Raw genomic sequence first — 16,316 nt, 5'->3', positions numbered from 1 at the left:
CCAAGGCAGGTAGTAAGACGCATCCGCCGAGATGGGGCGGCCGTGCCACAACAGGCTTGGCGCGCTCGTTGTACTGTTTTCGTTGATGGAGAAAATCATGAGTGAATTCGACGAAAGCAATCTGGAGCAATCCGGTAGCTGGACACATGACAGCGACGATACACATTCCATTGCCGGCCGTGCGCGAATCCGCGCTCAGCTTCAGCAGGATATTGAATCGTTTCTGAACCAGGGCGGCAGAATTCAGGAAGTGGATACGGCATTCCGTTCGGACCCTTCCCGCAAGGTGGATGTCGGTTTCAATAATCGCTCCCTCTGAATTCATGAGGCCGCAGCCTCTGAGGCTGCGGCCTGTTTGCGTTCGTGGTTTACGGTTGTTTTGACGCCGGTCTCACAGCAGTACCCCGTATTCCTCTATGCTGCGTTCTGCAGGATAGCGTGTTCCGTGCACCATGACCGTTACTCACCCCACATTCGACCCTTAAACAGGCCGCGTTCATGAGAGGATTCCTTCGTTTTGCAACCACGGCGCTTGTCGTCATGGCGCTGATCGCGGCGGGCATGGTCATTTTCTTTGGTGATACCCCGACCCCCTCTCAGGAGACAGTTGATACAATCGCCGACACAGAAAGCGGCGTTGTGGCAAAGTCGGATCCCACGACCGGACGTAGGGCGCCGTCAAAACTTGTAGGCGAAACCGCGGTTGCGGTGCCGGATACAATGCCAGCGTCGTTGGCCGGAACCAGCGTACCCGGTGGCTGGGACAAAACCGACGCTAATGGCTCCCTGGTCCCCACGCCGCAGTTGCGCCAGTTGTTTGAATACTACCTGGCGGCGCTGGGCGAGGAGACGTTACCCCAACTGGTTGCCCGGATAGAGCAGGCGTTGGCCCGGCTTGAAGAGCCGGCCCGATCGGAAGCTCTCGACACTTTGGGGGACTATCTGGACTACAAGCTGGCGTTGGGCGACCTGGAAGCCACTTATGGTCATGACGCCACGACGAATGCAGAGGACATGCAACGGCGAATGGCAGAAATACGCGCCCTGCGACGCACCTGGATGGATGCGCAAACCGCCGACGCCTTTTTTGCAACGGACGAGGCCGTAGACCAGTTCCAGGTTGAGCAGCTGCGTATCCGAACCGATCCGTCTCTGTCTGAAAAAGAGCGGGAGCAGGCGCTGGCGGAAGCCGAGAAGGCACTCCCGGAACCGCTTCGTCAGGCACGCCGGGAAACCCGCAAATTCGCCGACTACCAGCGTGCGCAGTCGGAATTCGCGGATGATCCCGACGCCTTGCGCGCCTGGAGGGAGGAACGCTTTGGTGCCGAGGCTGCCCGTGAGCTGGAGAAGGTGGAAGCCGAACAAAAGGTATGGGAAGCCAAGTGGCAGGCCTATAGCCAGGACCTGGCGGAGCTTGACGACATGGGGCTTGCCGGCCCGGAGCGCAAAGCCGCCATTGACACGCTCAGGGATGATTATTTTGAGGGCGCTGAAAAGCTGCGTGCCGAGGCCCTGGATTCCATCCGGTAACAGTCCTTTCATCTGAACGTAGTAGCCTGATGGTGTGGCTCGGCTGTAGGCCCTGCCACCGCCGCTTATGGGCGTGTATGATGGGGCGGTAGCCCCATTTTCCACAGGAGGTATTCCGTGAGCTTTTCGGCCAATCGCATGTTCCCAGCCACTCGTCTGCGTCGTAACCGGGTTGACGGTTTTTCCCGGCGTCTGGTTCGGGAGAATCAGCTCACTGCCGACAACCTGATTTTTCCGGTGTTCGTACTGGAAGGCGAGGGTCAGCGGGAGGCGGTACCCTCCATGCCCGGCGTCGAGCGCCTGAGCGTTGATCTTCTGGTGGAACAGGCGGCGGAACTGGTGGCGCTTGGGATTCCGGCCGTGGCGCTGTTTCCCGTGGTGCCTGCGGAGCACAAGAACCTGTCCGGATCTGGCGCGTGGGATTCCGATGGTCTGGCCCAGCGTGCGGTGCGTGCGCTGAAGAGCGCCTACCCTGAGTTGGGTGTTATTACCGATGTGGCACTGGACCCATTCACCACCCATGGCCAGGACGGCATTATCGACAACGACGGCTATGTGCTGAACGACGTGACCGTGGAAGCGCTGGTTAATCAGGCGTTGTCCCATGCCGACGCGGGTGCGGATATTGTGGCGCCGTCCGACATGATGGACGGCCGGGTCGCTGCCATCCGCGAGGCCCTGGAGTCCGCTGGCTATGTGAACACCCGTATTCTGGCCTATTCTGCCAAGTATGCTTCCAGTTATTACGGGCCGTTCCGCGATGCGGTCGGCTCAGCGGGCAACCTGGGCAAGGGCAACAAGGCCACCTATCAGATGGACCCGGCCAATAGTGATGAGGCGCTCCAGGAAGTGGCGATGGACATCGCCGAGGGTGCCGACATGGTGATGATCAAACCCGGCATGCCGTATCTGGATATCGTTCACCGGGTAAAACAGGAACTGCAGGTGCCAACGTTCGTCTATCAGGTCAGTGGCGAGTATGCCATGCACATGGCCGCTGCCGAGAACGGATGGCTGGATGGCGACGCCGTGATGATGGAGAGCCTGATGGCCATGCGCCGTGCCGGTGCAGACGCCATCCTTACCTATTTTGCCGTCAGGGCTGCACGGCTGATGCGTGATAACCGCACCTGACAGGTTACAGTCAACAGCAGGGCGCCTTAAGGTCTCTGATAAATGGAAGCAGTAAGCAATGACTACTGAATCTGCAAACAAGCTAAAGGCTGTCGATGTTCCGGACGTGCCGGCTCCCGTGGAAGCACCATCCCCCGGCGTGGAAGTTGATGTCGCCGCCCAGGAAAACTATTTCAACCGCGAACTGAGCCAGCTTCAGTTCAACTACCGGGTGCTCAAACAGGCTCTGGATACCACGCATCCGTTGATTAACCGGCTGATGTTCTGCTGCATTTTCAGCAGCAACATGGACGAGTTCTTCGAGATCCGGGTGGCGGGCCTGCGCCAGCAGATCAAGTATGGCCGTGAAACCCTGGGCTCCGACGGCATGATGCCGGAGCAGGTGTTGGGCGAAATCAGCCGGGTGGCCCACGAGTACATCCGGGAACAGTACGACATCCTGAACAACGTGCTGATCCCCGAGATGGAGCAGGAAAACATTCACTTCGTCCGGCGTCGTGAATGGACGGAAGCTCAGGCCGACTGGGTGCGCCGTTACTTCGAAGAGGAAATCCTGCCGGTGGTCAGCCCCATCGGGCTGGACCCTTCCCACCCGTTCCCGCGCCTGGTCAACAAAAGCCTGAACTTCATTGTAGAGCTGGACGGTAAGGATGCCTTCGGTCGCGAAACCGGGATGGCCATCGTGCCTGCGCCACGGTCGCTGCCGCGTCTGGTCCGGCTTCCGGATGACGTCTGTAACGGTGGCGACAACCTGGTGTTCCTGTCCTCCATGATTCACGCCCATGCCGATGAGCTCTTCCCAGGCATGGAGGTGAAAGGCTGCTATCAGTTCCGCCTGACCCGCAACGCCGACCTTGAACTGGAAGACGACCTTGAAGATCTGGCCTCCGCCCTGCGCGGCGAGTTGCTGAGCCGGCGCTTCGGTGACGGCGTGCGACTGGAAGTGGCGGACAACTGCCCGGAAGAACTGGTGCATTTTCTGCTGCGCGAGTTTGGACTGACGGATCGCGACCTTTATCAGGTTCACGGCCCGGTCAACCTGACACGTTTGATGGCCGTCGGTGGGCTGGTGGATCGCCAGGACCTCACCTATTCGGGTTTCTCGCCGTCGATTCCCAGGCAGATCCGTGCCAAGGAATCTATGTTCGATGCCATCCGCAAGCGCCCGCTGCTGTTGTTGCATCCCTATGAAAACTTCAGTCCCGTGACCGACCTGCTGCGGCAGGCTGCAAAGGACCCACAGGTCCTGGCTATCCGTCAGACCCTGTATCGCACCGGTGCCGACTCGGAAATTGTCGAAGCGCTGATGGATGCAGCCCGGCGTGGCAAGGAGGTGACTGCGATCATCGAACTGCGGGCCCGGTTCAGCGAGGCGGAAAACCTGGAGCTGGCCAGCCGGCTGCAGGAAGCGGGTGTGATCGTGGTCTACGGGGTGGTGGGTTACAAGACCCACGCCAAGATGATCCTGATCGTGCGCCGTGAGGAAGGAAAGCTGAGGCGTTACGTACATCTGGGTACCGGGAACTACCATGCCGGTAACGCCCGCCTTTACACCGATTACAGCTACATGACCAGCGACGAATCCATCGGTGACGACGTCAACAAGCTGTTCCAACAGCTGACGGGCATGGGCAAGGCCTTGAAAATAAAGAAACTGTTTCACTCACCCTTCACACTCCATACCCGTCTTCTGGGCCTGGTGGACCGTGAAGCGGAACTGGGGCCCAAAGGCCGGATTATTTTCAAGTTTAACGCCCTCACTGAGCGCGAGTTGATCAAGGCGTTGTATCGTGCGTCCCAGGCAGGCGTGAAAATCGACCTGATCATCCGCGGTATCTGCTGCCTGAGGCCGGAAGTGCCGGGGCTGTCGGACAACATCCGGGTGCGCTCCATCATTGGCCGTTTCCTCGAGCACACCCGGGTTTACTATTTCGGTAACAACGGCCGGCCGGAAGTCTATGGGTCCAGCGCCGACGGCATGGAACGGAACCTGCTGAGCCGCGTGGAAACGGCGTTTCCGATTGAGGATCCGGCGTTGATTGCCCGCGTCCGCGAAGACCTGGACACCTATCTGGCGGACAATTGCCAGTCCTGGGTCTTGCAGCCGGACGGTAGTTACATTCAGAATCAGGCAGCCGAGGGCGAGGATCGCCTGGCGTCGCAACTGGTCCTGCTTGAACGCCTGACCGGGAAATAACGATAACCCGCATACGCCTGCCCCAGTGCAGGCGATGTGGGCGCTGTAATGGAGTAAAGGCTGTTGAAGAAACAATGGATGGTTGCCGGTGCAGCCGTACTGGCTGTTGGTGTAGCTGCGCCCTGGGCCGTTGGATATGTAACCGAACAGCAGTGGCAGAGGGTCACTGCGGACGTCAATCAGGCGCAGCCCCTGTTCAAGCTGCAAACCCGCGATTATGACAGGGGCTACATGGGAGCCGAGTTCGCCGGCACCATCACGATCCAGGATCCGGACACCGGTGACGAGCACTCATTCGACTATCAGGCACGGGTAAGCCATGGGGTTACCGGCAGCCTGATTGATTTTACCCCGCCTCCTGAGCTTGGCGCTGAAGTTGAGAAGATCTTCCCCGACGAAAAGCCCCGGTTGACCCTGGAGACCCGCCTGTGGGGAACGGCGATCGCCGAGCTTTCCGTGCCGGCTGTGAGTGTGATCGACGAGGAAACCGGCGAATCCTTCGATATGTCGGAAAGCTTTAGCCGAGCAGAAATCAGTGGCAACGGTTCACAGGCTGATATCCTCATGCTTTGGCCGGGCGCCGTGATTCGGGGGCCAGACCTGCGCATCAGTATCGAGGATTTTCGCCTTGAACAGACCATGGAACACCTGACAGGCGACGTCTGGCTGGGTGACGGGGACATGTCGCTGGCGCGACTTGAAGTGGCGGCCCGGGGCGAGCCGACCCTTCGCTTTGATGACTTTTCGATGAGTGGTGAGACTACCACCGACGATGACGGCAAGAGCATTGATTCCGAGGCTGTCGTTACTTTGGAAAAGGTAACGGCGGACGACGAGAGCTTCGGCCCTCACCGTATGGAAATGGTGTTAAGTGGCCTGGACGTGCAAAACTGGAGTGACCTGACAACGGCAATGACGGACATGCAGGCGGCTGCCCTGAACACCGCAGGCGGCGATTCGAGTGCCATCATGCAGCAGCAGATGGAATCCATGAATCGCATCAATCAGGCCATGCTGGGCCTTGCGGCCAACGGTTTTTCGTTCGGGTTTCCGGAGCTGTCCTTTGCCACGCCTTATGGCCCGGTCAATGGCGAGATCATGGTGCAGCACCCGTCGCTGTCTGACGACGAGAAAGACCAGATGATGATGGTGATGCAGCAGCTGACCGGCAATCTGGATGTCAGCATGCCGCTGGCTCTGGTGGAGCAGCATCCGGAGCTGGGGATGCAGGTTGCGCCTTTGATCAAGCAGGGCATGGTGGTGCAGGAGGGTGACCGGCTGCGAATCCAGGGCACACTGGAAGATCTGGCCCTGGACATCAATGGCAACGTGATCCCGCTGCCACCGATATTCTGATCCGTTGTTCTGTGCTGCCCGGGATGGGCAGCGCTTTCGCGTCTGTCAGTCCTTGATAAATTTCTGTTTGAGCGCGGCTTCCACGGCCGGGTCGACAAATTCGGAGACGTCACCGCCCAGTGAGGCGATTTCGCGGATCAGGGTGGAGGAGATGTACGACAGGTGGTTGGAGGGTGTCAGGAACACGCTTTCCACTTCCGGCGCCAGGCGGCGGTTCATGTCGGCTAGCTGGAATTCGTACTCGAAGTCGGAGACGGCTCGCAGTCCGCGGATAATCACGGTGGCGTTCTGTTCCCGGACGAAATCGGCGAGCAGGTTGCTGAAGCCGGTGACGCTGACGTTGGGCAGGTGGGCGGTGGCTTTTTCCACCAGCTCGCAGCGTTCTTCCAATGTCAGTAGCGGGGACTTCTTGGGGTTGTAGGCGATGGCGACGACGACTTCGTCGAAGAGCCGGCCTGCGCGCTCGATGAGGTCGGTGTGGCCGTTGGTGATCGGGTCAAACGTACCCGGGTAGATGACTTTTGGCATTCGGAGCTCCTTTTCACCGGAAGCGCACAGGATAGCAGCCTTCGTCTTGAACCAAAATGTTCCCTAATCCCTCACTTCTGCGGGCTGCTGACTTTGGATTGCTCGCTTTGGTGCATGTGCCGCATGAGGATGGCCTTCCAGGATACGCTACGAGCACATCCATGTGCGCTTGAGTAAAGCCATCCTTGGCTTTACACAATCCTGGAAGGCCATCCTCACGCGGCACCCCCGGTTTCACACCTGCCTAGTTTCTTCACCGAATCCACCTTTCCGGCGGTCTCTTTTGGGTTTACACCTTGAGTTTCTGAGCCAGCCTAGTGCTATTTCTTGCAGCCAGTGCATAAACCGACAATTGCGGATTTGCGCCAATGCTTGTTGGGAAGATCGAGGCGTCGTGGACGCTGAGGTTGGCCACGTGGTGGTGTTCGCCGAAGCCGTTGACGACGGATTCTTCCGGGTTGCGGCCCATGCCGCAGCCGCCCATTTGGTGGGCGGTGAACAGGCGGACGCGGTGGGGTTCCATGGCGAGGTTGTCGATGCCGGCTTTGGCGTCGGCCCAGGAAGAGTACCAGGGAGAGTCCAGATGCATCAGGCGGACTTTCTGGGCGCCGGCGGCGAACTGGATTTCGGCCATTTTGTAGAAGGCGTCTTTCAAACCCTTCCAGAGGTAGTCGCTGACGGGGTAGTCCAGGATCGGGCTGCCGTCGTCGCGGAGGCTGACGGTGCCGCCGACGCTGTCGGGATGGAAGCCGTCGCGCAGCAGGGCGATGACGGAGTTCAGCCGGGGCAGTTTCGACAGGTCGCGGATCTGTTGTTCGCCGTGGCCGGGAACCACGCCGGCGGACATGGCCGGGTGCAGGGGCGGTACTTCCAGTTTGAAGCCGGCGGGGCCGTCGACGCCCTGTGAGAAGTTGAATTCGTCGGAATAGATTGACTGAGGTGCACCGTAATAAGGATCGACGGTGTCAGGCATTTCCGCGATGGTGGCATTGACCGGGTGCAGGAAGGTGCGCTTGCCAATGCGGTCGTGGGGGTCGGGAATGTCTGAGCGCAGCAGCAGGCCAGGTGAGCCGATGGCGCTGGCGGCCACCACGAAATGCCGGGCTCGCAGTTCAACGGTAAAGCCAGACGGGGTGACACCGTCCGCCGCCATGGCCGAGGCCTGAAGGTGGCTGATTTTGTCCTGCTCCATCACCAGTTTGTCGGCCCGCAGGCCGTGGAACAGTCGGGCATTGTTGTCCAGGGCGCCGGGAATAGTGGTGGTCAGAGCCCCCTGTTTGGCGTTCGTGGGGCAGCCCACGCCGCAGTAACCCAGATTCCAGCAGCCTTTGACGTTGCGTGGAATCACCTCCCAGGACCAGCCCAGCGACTCGCAACCCTGGCGCAGGATGTCGTTGTTCACATTAGGCTCGGCCAGCCAGGGCTCAATGTTATGTCGTTGCTCGCGGCCGTCGAACCAGGGCTTCATGGATGCCGGGGTCAGGTCGTCGAGCCCGAAACGGCTGGCCCAGTGATTCAGCGTCGGTGCCGGTGTACGGAAGCTGGACGTCCAGTTCACTGTGGTAGAGCCGCCCACACACCGGCCCTGAAGAATGGCGATTGCTCCGTCTTTGGTGACCCGGCTCATGCCTTCCTGGTAGAGGGAGGCATAGGCGTCCAGCTCGTTCATTTTGAAGTCTTTCTGGTGATACAAACGGCCTTCTTCCACCAGAATCACCGACAGCCCGGCTTTCGCCAGAATCTCCGCCGTGGTGCCGCCCCCGGCGCCGGTGCCGATGATCACCACATCGGCTTCGTGGGTCTGGTTCTGTGTCAGGGTGGCGCCGTCGGTGACCTTCCAGCCAGCCTCAAGCCCACGGGCGATACGATCCGTTAACGACATAATAATGCTCCGGTTGGCTCAGGCGTTGTCTTTGAACTGGGGCAGGGCGTCCACGGCCCAGGCGGGTGGTCCGGGGTAGCCGGACAGGTGCCAGTGGTCTTCGTGGCCATAGAATGCCACGTTACTGACCTTGGTCAGGGCGATGTAGCCGTTGTTGAACAGCCCAACACCACTGGTGCGCCAGCGCTCAAGAAAGGCATCCACGGACTGCGTGCTGGCGTTCTCCCAACTCGACCAGACCCGGGCAACCGTCACCCGTGTCAGCCCGAAGTTCAGCAGGTCAAACAGACCCCGCAACTCCTTCTGGTTGGCGGGTCCGAACTGGTGAATCCCGGCATCAATGCGCTCAATCGTCGCCTGAATCTGCTGGCGGCGAACCACGGGTTCCTCAGTCAGCCCAGGGCCCACCATGGCCGGCAATAGGGCCTGGAACAGCACAATGTCGTCGCGGGTCAGGAACTGGAACTCGTAGCTTTGGTCCATCGCCCCCGGCATCGGATAGTCCCGCCCGGCGGGCGCGGTTGCACAGCCGGACAGGCCAGCGGTCACACTCACCGTGCCGAGGAACATGGCTCCACCAAGCCCGGTCCGGAGAAAACTCCGACGGTCCATGGCGGAATCGGAAAGGTCCGTTTGCACGGATCGAGAAAGGCTTTCAGGCATAACGACTCTCTTGTTCTTATTGTCTTTTGTTGGCCGGCGATCAGCACCCAAGTCACCGAATAAACAACTTATATACCATCTTGTGAGCCGTCGTTCCGTGCGGCGCATACACAAACTTGCCACTGTTGAACTTCTGCTTACTGAAAATGGCCCGTTGATGAGAGAACGTCAGGAAACCTTCCTTGCCGTGGTAATGCCCCATCCCCGAATCACCGATACCACCAAATGGCAGGTCATCCTGGGCAACGTGCATCAGTGCATCGTTGATGCACATGCCACCGGAATGGGTCTGGTTGACCACATGCTCCTGCATCGACTTGTCGTAACCGAAGAAATACAGCGCCAGCGGGCGAGGACGGTCATTAATGTAATGGATCGCCTCATCCAGGTTGCCATAGCTGATGATCGGCAGAATCGGCCCGAAAATCTCATCCTGCATGATCTTCATATCCGGCGTGGTCTTCAGCGCCAGCGTAATCGGCATCTTGCGGGTGCCATCCTTCAGGTTCTCATTGGCCGGATTGATCTCAATCAGCTCGGCCCCTTTTTCCCGCGCATCCTCAAGATAGCCTTGCAGGCGGTCATACTGGCGTTCATTGATAATCGCCGTGTAGTCGTCATTGTCTCGCAGGCTCGGATACATCAACGCAAACTGATGGCGATACTCATCCACAAACGCCTGCACACGGTCTGCCGGGCACAACACATAATCCGGTGCCACACAGGTCTGGCCCGCATTCAGTGCCTTGCCGAAAGCGATACGCTGGGCGGCGTCTTCCATCGGAACATCCGGCGATACGACGGCAGGCGACTTGCCGCCCAGTTCCAGAGTCACCGGCGTGAGATTTTCCGCGGCTGCCCGCATCACCAGCTTGCCCACCGACGTGGAGCCGGTGAACAGAAGGTGATCGAAGGGCCGGCTGGAAAAGTCTGCGGCGACATCCGCCTCACCGTTAATCACACAGACCAGGTCCTCCGGAAACGCAGATTCGACAATCTCCTTGAACAAAGCAGAGGTGTGCGGCGTGAACTCCGACATCTTGATCATCGTACGGTTACCCGCAGCCAGTGAGGCCACCAACGGCCCAACGGCCAGATACAGAGGGTAGTTCCAGGGCACGATGACGCCCACAACACCCTTAGGCTGGTAGTGAACGCGGTTGCTGGCGGGCTGGAACAACACGGACACATGCCGCTTGGAGGGCTTCATCCAGCTTTCCAGGTTTTTCAGTGTGTAATTGATGCCCTGGATGGACGGCATCACTTCCGCAATCAGCGATTCGTCCTTCGAGCGACAGCTGAAGTCCCGGTCGATGGCGTCCAGTAACCGATCCTGATTGGACAGCAGTACGCGCTTGAGGCGCTTCAGATTTTCCTGACGCTCGGTCAGCGACGGCATCGGGTTGTTGCGAAACGCCTTCTTCTGGTCCTCAAACACACGGTGGGTGTGCTGGATGTGCTTCTTGCTTTCAGTCAGCTGGACAACGGTGGCTACCATATCGCTCTCTCCTCGCGGCCCCGGCCTGCCGGGTCGCCGCCCTTATTGTTCGTGGAGCCTGCGACAGCTCCGGAATGCGGTGGTGAAAAAGTATTCAGTTTGCGCTTGGGGCTATTATTAGAGTATATACTCTAGGTAGTCAAGCTGGCCCTGATGGCTGATCGGGCCATCCACGGATCGCAGCGCCAAAGCACAGGCACCCACACAACAACACGCATTGCTGAGCCTATGAAAACCCGAGACAAGATTCTTCTTTCGAGCCTTGATCTGTTCAACGAAAGGGGAGAGCGCAACGTAACCACCAACCATATCGCCGCCCACCTGGCGATATCGCCGGGCAACCTGTATTACCACTTCCGTAACAAGTCCGACATCATTTACGAGATCTTTCTCGAGTATGAAAAGCTGGTGGATTTTTACCTGGATATCCCGGAGAACCGGCCCATTACCCTGGATGACCTGACCTTTTATCTCGAATCGGTGTTCGATGGCCTTTGGAGCTATCGGTTTTTTCACCGCGACCTGGAATACCTGCTCGACAGTGACCAACGCCTGCGCCAGGACTATCGCGAGTTCACCAACCGCTGTCTGGCGGCGATCAGCCGGATATTCGAGAAGCTGGCGGAGGCGGGAATTATCGAGCCTCAGCCTGAAGAGCTGCGTTCCGCGATGTCCCTGAACGTATGGTTGGTCATTACCAACTGGATGGCTTTTCTGAAAACCGCCCACGCCTCTGAGGCCTCTGCGAGCCTGACTCTGACCGAGCTGAAGCAGGGCATCTATCAGGTGCTGACCCTGGAGATTCCCTATCTGACGGCGGATTACCGGGAGCAGGTGATGACGTTGCGGGAGAAGTATCGTCCGCGTTTGCCGGATGCGGCTGACGCATCGGTTTCAGGGCAGGGCGAACCCATCGGGAATCATTGAGGAACTTTTGATCAATTGGCGTGTCAATAGTTACGACATCGGGGATTCGGACATTCTCGGTGTCTCCTGAGTGAGTTCTCAGGTTTTAGCACGTCGCAAACCCTGACGTTTCACCGGCCTGTCTTCTGGCAGGTCGGCTTTTTATGCCAGCCCTCCCCTCATAACCCCAAACCGACCTTCCATTGCATCCTTGTCAGAGCGTTTTAAATCCAATAGACTCGTAAATGTTACCGGTAACATATGCCGGCACAAAAACAATCAGGAGATACCAATATGTTCCCGACAAGACTCGCAGCTGGCCTTCTGTCAGCCACCCTGGCGTGCAATGCCCTTGCCGCCGATTTCAACTTCAAGTTCCAGTCTTCAGATCCTTCCGGCGTCAAGAACTTCGAGATCCAGCAGGCGTGGGCCGACCGGGTAGAAGCGATGACCGGTGGTCGTGTCGAGATTGACCTGCTGCCGGTGGGCAGCGTTGTCAGCCACACCGAAACCCTCGGCGCCATGAAAATGGGCGTGTTGGATGGCCATATTTCCGTGACCGGGTATTTCTCGGGAAAGGATCCTGCATTCGGCCTGATCGGTAACACCGTTGGCGCCTGGTCCAGCCCGGACCAGCTCATTGACTACATCAACCATGGTGGCGGTTATGAGTTGATGAACGAGCTCTACAAGCCCTATGGCGTGAAATTTGTCGGCGGTGGCGGTACCGGCGTGGAGTCGTTTGTGTCGAAAAAACCGCTTGATGGCGTCGAGGATCTCAAGGGGCTGAAGATGCGCGCACCGGAAGGGCTGGTGCAGTCTGTCTTTGCCGCCGCTGGCGCATCCCCCGTAAACCTGCCAGGGTCCGAGGTCTACACGGCGTTGAGCAAGGGTGTGATTGATGCCGCGGACTACACCGTGTTCTCCACCAACCATGAGGCCGGCCTGAACGAGATTGCACCGCACCCGGTCAATCCTGGTTTCCATTCGCTGCCATTGATTGAAATCGCGATGGACCTCAAGGAGTGGAACAAGCTGCCAGAGGACATCCAGGCCATCATGACGGTATCCGCCCGTGACTTTGCCCAGGACATCAGCACTCAGTTGGCGATGGCCGATCGTGAAGCCGTCAACGAAGCCCGGGCCAACCCGGACATTACCATCCACGACTGGTCCGCTGAGGAGCGTCGGAAGTTCCGCACCATCGCCCGTGACCAGTGGCAGGTCTACGCAGAGCAGTCGCCCAATGCCGAGAAGGTCTACCAATCGGTGACTGAGTACCTGGAGTCCCAGGGCCTCCTCTAAAACAGGTTCCCTCGATATCAGCCTCCGGGCGCCCTATGGCCCCGGAGCGAGGAGTTCATTATGTCCGTTGAAAACAACACAGATGCCCCGGCGTCCGGTTCTGATCGCGAAGATATCCAGCCTGATAAGGGCGAGGATGTCGGGTTTACCTGGCTGGACAAGGCCATTGTCTGGCTTGGCAAGAGGTTGAGCCTGGTCTTTGCCGCGATTGTAGTGGTGTCGTTCTACGAGATTGTCCGCCGTTATGTGTTTGATTCCCCCACGCTCTGGGTGCACGAAACCGTGACCTTTGCCGGTGCCACGCTGTTTGTCATTGGCGGGCTTTATGCCCTGGCTACCGATCGACACGTGCGTATTGTATTGATTTATGACGCCGTCTCTCACCGTGCCCAGCGATGGTTGCGGGTCGTCCACCACCTGCTGGGACTTGCCTTCTGCGGCATGCTGCTGTTCGCCAGTTGGTCGATGGCGACCGAAGCCGTGCTGGCGCCCTGGGGTGGCTGGCGACTGGAAACCTCCGGCTCCGCCTGGAACCCGCCGTTTCCCGCGCTGCTGAAGGTGGTCATCCTGGTTGCGGTGGCGGTCATGACGCTTCAGTTCCTGTTGCACCTTATTCGTGACCTTCGTGGCAAGGGAGATAAATGATGTTTGAACTGGCCTCCCTTGGTATCGGCTATGGCAGCCTGTTGATGCTTGTCATGCTGATTGTATTGCTCCTGACCGGTATGCAGTTGGCGTTTGCCACCGGTCTGGTCGCTCTTGTGTTCGCGCTCGGTTGGTTTGGCCCGGATGCCCTGCCCATTGTCAGCAGCCGTCTGTACAGCTTTATCGGCAACTATGTGTTCCTGGCGGTGCCGATGTTCGTGTTGATGGCCTCGCTGCTGGATCATTCCGGCATTGCCCGGGACCTGTTCGATGCCATGGCCCGCCTGGGTCGCAAACTCCGAGGTGGTGTGGCCATCCAGACGCTGGTGGTGGCGGTGATCCTCGCCTCCATGTCCGGTGTGATCGGTGGCGAGACGGTGTTGCTGGGCATCCTGGCGCTGCCGCAAATGCTGCGCCTCGGATACGACCGCAAACTTGCCATCGGCACCACCTGTGCCGGTGGGGCACTCGGCACCATGCTGCCTCCCAGTATCGTACTGATTATCTACGGGCTGACCGCCAACGTGTCCATCGGCGATCTCTTCAAAGGGGCTTTCTTGCCCGCACTGATACTGGCGCTGCTCTATATGGGGTATGTGTTGATCCGGGTTTGGCTGAAGCCGGAGATGGCGCCGCTGCCCTCGGATCAGGACACACCTGAAACACCAATGCCGAATTTCTTCAAGGCACTGCTGTTTCCCCTGCTGTCCGTGGTTGTGGTGCTGGGCAGCATCTATGGCGGTGTGGCGTCGGTCACGGAAGCCTCGGCCCTGGGTGTGATGGGTATTGCCATCAGCACCTGGATTCGTGGTGAGCTGTCCCTTGCCATGGTGCGCAAGGCCACCATCAGCACGCTGCGGGTGTGCGGCATGATTATCTGGATTGGTATCGGCGCAACCGCTCTGGTGGGCGTCTACAACCTCATGGGCGGTATCGATTTCGTCCGCGACATGGTTTTCGCCGTCAGCGGTGGCCATGGCCTGACGACGATCCTGTTCATGATGCTGATCCTGCTCATCCTGGGTATGTTCCTGGACTGGGTCGGCGTTGCCTTGCTCACCATGCCGATCTTCGTGCCGATTGTGACGGAACTGGGCTATAGCCCGATCTGGTTCGGGGTGGTGTTCTGCATGAACATGCAGGTGTCCTTCCTGTCACCGCCGTTTGGCCCGGCGGCCTTCTATCTCAAGACCGTGACGCCAAAAGACATCTCCCTGGGGGAGATCTTCCGTGCCCTGCTGCCGTTTATCGCGCTTCAGGTGGTCGCCCTTGGTCTGCTGATTGTGTTCCCTCAATTGGCGCTATGGTGGCAGTGACATGAGTGAAAGGATGACACCAAAGACACCAAAAATCGTGGTGATGGGCGTGTCCGGGTGTGGCAAAAGCCTCACCGGGGCCAGGCTTGCACAGGAAATCGGCGTTCCGTTTTTCGACGCGGACGATTACCACAGCCGTGCCAACGTGGAGAAAATGGCAGCCGGTATTCCGCTGACCGATGAGGATCGTCTCGGTTGGCTGGATGACCTCGCCAAGTTGATCCGGCGGGAGGAGGGTGGCCTGGTGCTGGCCTGTTCCGCCTTGAAGCGCGTCTACCGCAAGCGTTTGCAGGGGGGCAGCCCGGAAACCCGGTTCGTTTATCTCAAGGGGGATTTTGAAACCATCTGGGCGCGCCACTCCAGCCGAACCGATCATTACTTCAATGGTCACGCGATGCTGGAGAGCCAGTTCCATTTGCTGGAGGAGCCGGGGCCGGGTGAAAACGCGGTGGCCGTCGATGTCTCCGGTACGCCGGAGCAAGTGATCCGTCACTGCCTTGTCGGGCTCGGGTATGATAGGCCTCTTTGAACGTTCTGGCTGGAGCCGTAAATGGTAAAGAACAAACGTCCCACATTGCAGGACATTGCGGACCGGGTTGGTGCTACCAAGATGACGGTCAGCCGTTGCCTTCGTGGCGCAGACAATGTCTCCAAGCCCATGCGGGAGCGGATCTTTGCCGAAGCCGAAGCACTGGGGTATATCCCCAATCGCGCGCCGGACCTGTTGTCCAAGTCCACCAGCCACGCCATTGGTGTGTTGCTTCCGTCCCTGACCAACCAGGTCTTTGCGGATGTGATCAAGGGTGTGGAAGCGGTTACCGAGCCCGCCGGTTACCACCTGATGCTGTCTCACTACGGCTATAGCCCCGAGATTGAGGAGCGCAGCCTGTCATCGCTGCTGTCCTACAACGTGGATGGCGTGATTCTTTCCGAGAGCCAGCACACGGGCCGCACGCTGAGGATGCTTCAGACCGCTGGGGTGCCCACCGTGGAAATCATGGACACGCATTCGGCCCCGTTCGAGCAGGCTGTCGGGTTTGATAACGTCAGCGCGGCTTATGACATGGTGCGGGAGATGATCCGGCTTGGACGCAGGCGCGTGGTCTATCTCGCCGTGCGGCTGGATGCCCGTACCCTGCAACGTCAGGAAGGGTACAGCCGGGCAATGGAAGAGCAGGGGCTGACGCCAGTCACCCTGCGCAGCGAGCAACGCTCGTCTTTTAGTGTGGGTGCCACCCTGATGGCGCGGATACTGGAGGAGAATCCGGACGTTGACGGCATCTTCTGCACCAACGATGACGTTGCGATTGGTGCGTTTTTCGAGTGTCAGCGCCGGGGTATTCCGGTGCCAGAGCG

Annotated in this window: 15 protein-coding genes; 11 read left to right on the top strand and 4 right to left on the bottom strand. The window is 59.0% G+C overall.

Features of this window, described 5'->3' with window-relative positions; translation table 11 throughout:
* Positions 1–97 precede the first annotated feature (97 nt).
* From AXW11_RS07845 to AXW11_RS07825, 5 genes are all read left to right on the top strand, one after another.
* Entirely contained in the window at positions 98–319 is a 222-nt protein-coding gene (locus AXW11_RS07845; RefSeq protein WP_036210821.1) for a hypothetical protein, read from the top strand.
* A 179-nt stretch (positions 320–498) separates the two neighbouring features.
* On the top strand, positions 499–1,530 hold the full coding sequence (locus AXW11_RS07840) for a lipase secretion chaperone (protein ID WP_228301363.1): 1,032 nt from the start codon (positions 499–501) through the stop codon (positions 1,528–1,530).
* A gap of 138 nt (positions 1,531–1,668) precedes the next feature.
* Positions 1,669–2,664 carry a porphobilinogen synthase gene (gene hemB, locus AXW11_RS07835; RefSeq protein WP_091642561.1) on the top strand — a complete coding sequence of 332 codons (996 nt, stop codon included), beginning with the start codon at positions 1,669–1,671 and terminating at the stop codon, positions 2,662–2,664.
* Positions 2,665–2,722: 58 nt separating this feature from the next.
* The gene (gene ppk1 / locus AXW11_RS07830; protein WP_036210827.1) at positions 2,723–4,861 is read left to right on the top strand and encodes a polyphosphate kinase 1; all 2,139 of its coding nucleotides are present in this window, start codon (positions 2,723–2,725) and stop codon (positions 4,859–4,861) included.
* A 63-nt stretch (positions 4,862–4,924) separates the two neighbouring features.
* Entirely contained in the window at positions 4,925–6,217 is a 1,293-nt protein-coding gene (locus AXW11_RS07825) for a DUF945 family protein (protein ID WP_228301364.1), read from the top strand.
* A gap of 45 nt (positions 6,218–6,262) precedes the next feature.
* On the opposite strand, the gene coaD is transcribed toward AXW11_RS07825, so the two are convergent.
* The 4 genes from coaD to AXW11_RS07805 form a co-directional block, all read right to left on the bottom strand.
* A complete protein-coding gene (gene coaD / locus AXW11_RS07820) occupies positions 6,263–6,745 on the bottom strand; it encodes a pantetheine-phosphate adenylyltransferase (RefSeq protein WP_091642508.1) in 483 nt (160 codons plus the stop codon).
* Between the two features lie 289 nt (positions 6,746–7,034).
* The gene (locus AXW11_RS07815) at positions 7,035–8,627 is read right to left on the bottom strand and encodes a GMC family oxidoreductase (RefSeq protein WP_041332507.1); all 1,593 of its coding nucleotides are present in this window, start codon (positions 8,625–8,627) and stop codon (positions 7,035–7,037) included.
* A gap of 18 nt (positions 8,628–8,645) precedes the next feature.
* Positions 8,646–9,290, bottom strand: coding sequence for a hypothetical protein (locus AXW11_RS07810; protein ID WP_052479358.1), 645 nt, complete (start codon positions 9,288–9,290; stop codon positions 8,646–8,648).
* 52 nt (positions 9,291–9,342) lie between these two features.
* A complete protein-coding gene (locus AXW11_RS07805) occupies positions 9,343–10,788 on the bottom strand; it encodes a coniferyl aldehyde dehydrogenase (RefSeq protein ID WP_041332508.1) in 1,446 nt (481 codons plus the stop codon).
* A gap of 228 nt (positions 10,789–11,016) precedes the next feature.
* Between AXW11_RS07805 and AXW11_RS07800 the strand changes: the two genes are divergently transcribed.
* The 6 genes from AXW11_RS07800 to AXW11_RS07775 form a co-directional block, all read left to right on the top strand.
* On the top strand, positions 11,017–11,715 hold the full coding sequence (locus tag AXW11_RS07800) for a TetR/AcrR family transcriptional regulator (protein ID WP_041332509.1): 699 nt from the start codon (positions 11,017–11,019) through the stop codon (positions 11,713–11,715).
* A gap of 273 nt (positions 11,716–11,988) precedes the next feature.
* Positions 11,989–12,999 (top strand): TRAP transporter substrate-binding protein, encoded by a 1,011-nt coding sequence (locus tag AXW11_RS07795; RefSeq protein WP_036210843.1) that lies wholly within the window; start codon positions 11,989–11,991, stop codon positions 12,997–12,999.
* Positions 13,000–13,059: 60 nt separating this feature from the next.
* The gene (locus tag AXW11_RS07790; RefSeq protein WP_041332510.1) at positions 13,060–13,644 is read left to right on the top strand and encodes a TRAP transporter small permease subunit; all 585 of its coding nucleotides are present in this window, start codon (positions 13,060–13,062) and stop codon (positions 13,642–13,644) included.
* Positions 13,644–14,960, top strand: coding sequence for a TRAP transporter large permease (locus tag AXW11_RS07785; RefSeq protein WP_036210847.1), 1,317 nt, complete (start codon positions 13,644–13,646; stop codon positions 14,958–14,960). The genes AXW11_RS07790 and AXW11_RS07785 overlap by 1 nt, the downstream gene beginning before the upstream one ends.
* 1 nt (position 14,961) lies before the next feature.
* Entirely contained in the window at positions 14,962–15,489 is a 528-nt protein-coding gene (locus AXW11_RS07780) for a gluconokinase (protein WP_228301365.1), read from the top strand.
* Between the two features lie 21 nt (positions 15,490–15,510).
* On the top strand, positions 15,511–16,316 hold an 806-nt coding region (locus AXW11_RS07775), incomplete at its 3' end, for a LacI family DNA-binding transcriptional regulator (protein WP_286792064.1).

The organism is Marinobacter sp. Hex_13, assembly GCF_001566815.1.
Lineage (GTDB): Bacteria > Pseudomonadota > Gammaproteobacteria > Pseudomonadales > Oleiphilaceae > Marinobacter > Marinobacter salarius.
The sequence above is the reverse complement of the archived record's forward strand: the minus strand, read 5'-3'. Positions and strand labels throughout refer to the sequence as shown.

Excerpts from the sequence above, each read along its gene's own strand:
- AXW11_RS07810 (WP_052479358.1), bottom strand. The coding sequence starts at position 9,290 with ATGCCTGAAAGCCTTTCTCGATCCGTGCAAACGGACCTTTCCGATTCC.
- hemB (WP_091642561.1), top strand. The coding sequence starts at position 1,669 with ATGTTCCCAGCCACTCGTCTGCGTCGTAACCGGGTTGACGGTTTTTCC.
- AXW11_RS07800 (WP_041332509.1), top strand. The coding sequence starts at position 11,017 with ATGAAAACCCGAGACAAGATTCTTCTTTCGAGCCTTGATCTGTTCAAC.
- AXW11_RS07840 (WP_228301363.1), top strand. The coding sequence starts at position 499 with ATGAGAGGATTCCTTCGTTTTGCAACCACGGCGCTTGTCGTCATGGCG.
- AXW11_RS07785 (WP_036210847.1), top strand. The coding sequence starts at position 13,644 with ATGTTTGAACTGGCCTCCCTTGGTATCGGCTATGGCAGCCTGTTGATG.
- AXW11_RS07795 (WP_036210843.1), top strand. The coding sequence starts at position 11,989 with ATGTTCCCGACAAGACTCGCAGCTGGCCTTCTGTCAGCCACCCTGGCG.
- ppk1 (WP_036210827.1), top strand. The coding sequence starts at position 2,723 with ATGACTACTGAATCTGCAAACAAGCTAAAGGCTGTCGATGTTCCGGAC.
- AXW11_RS07805 (WP_041332508.1), bottom strand. The coding sequence starts at position 10,788 with ATGGTAGCCACCGTTGTCCAGCTGACTGAAAGCAAGAAGCACATCCAG.
- AXW11_RS07780 (WP_228301365.1), top strand. The coding sequence starts at position 14,962 with ATGAGTGAAAGGATGACACCAAAGACACCAAAAATCGTGGTGATGGGC.
- AXW11_RS07815 (WP_041332507.1), bottom strand. The coding sequence starts at position 8,627 with ATGTCGTTAACGGATCGTATCGCCCGTGGGCTTGAGGCTGGCTGGAAG.
- AXW11_RS07790 (WP_041332510.1), top strand. The coding sequence starts at position 13,060 with ATGTCCGTTGAAAACAACACAGATGCCCCGGCGTCCGGTTCTGATCGC.
- coaD (WP_091642508.1), bottom strand. The coding sequence starts at position 6,745 with ATGCCAAAAGTCATCTACCCGGGTACGTTTGACCCGATCACCAACGGC.
- AXW11_RS07845 (WP_036210821.1), top strand. The coding sequence starts at position 98 with ATGAGTGAATTCGACGAAAGCAATCTGGAGCAATCCGGTAGCTGGACA.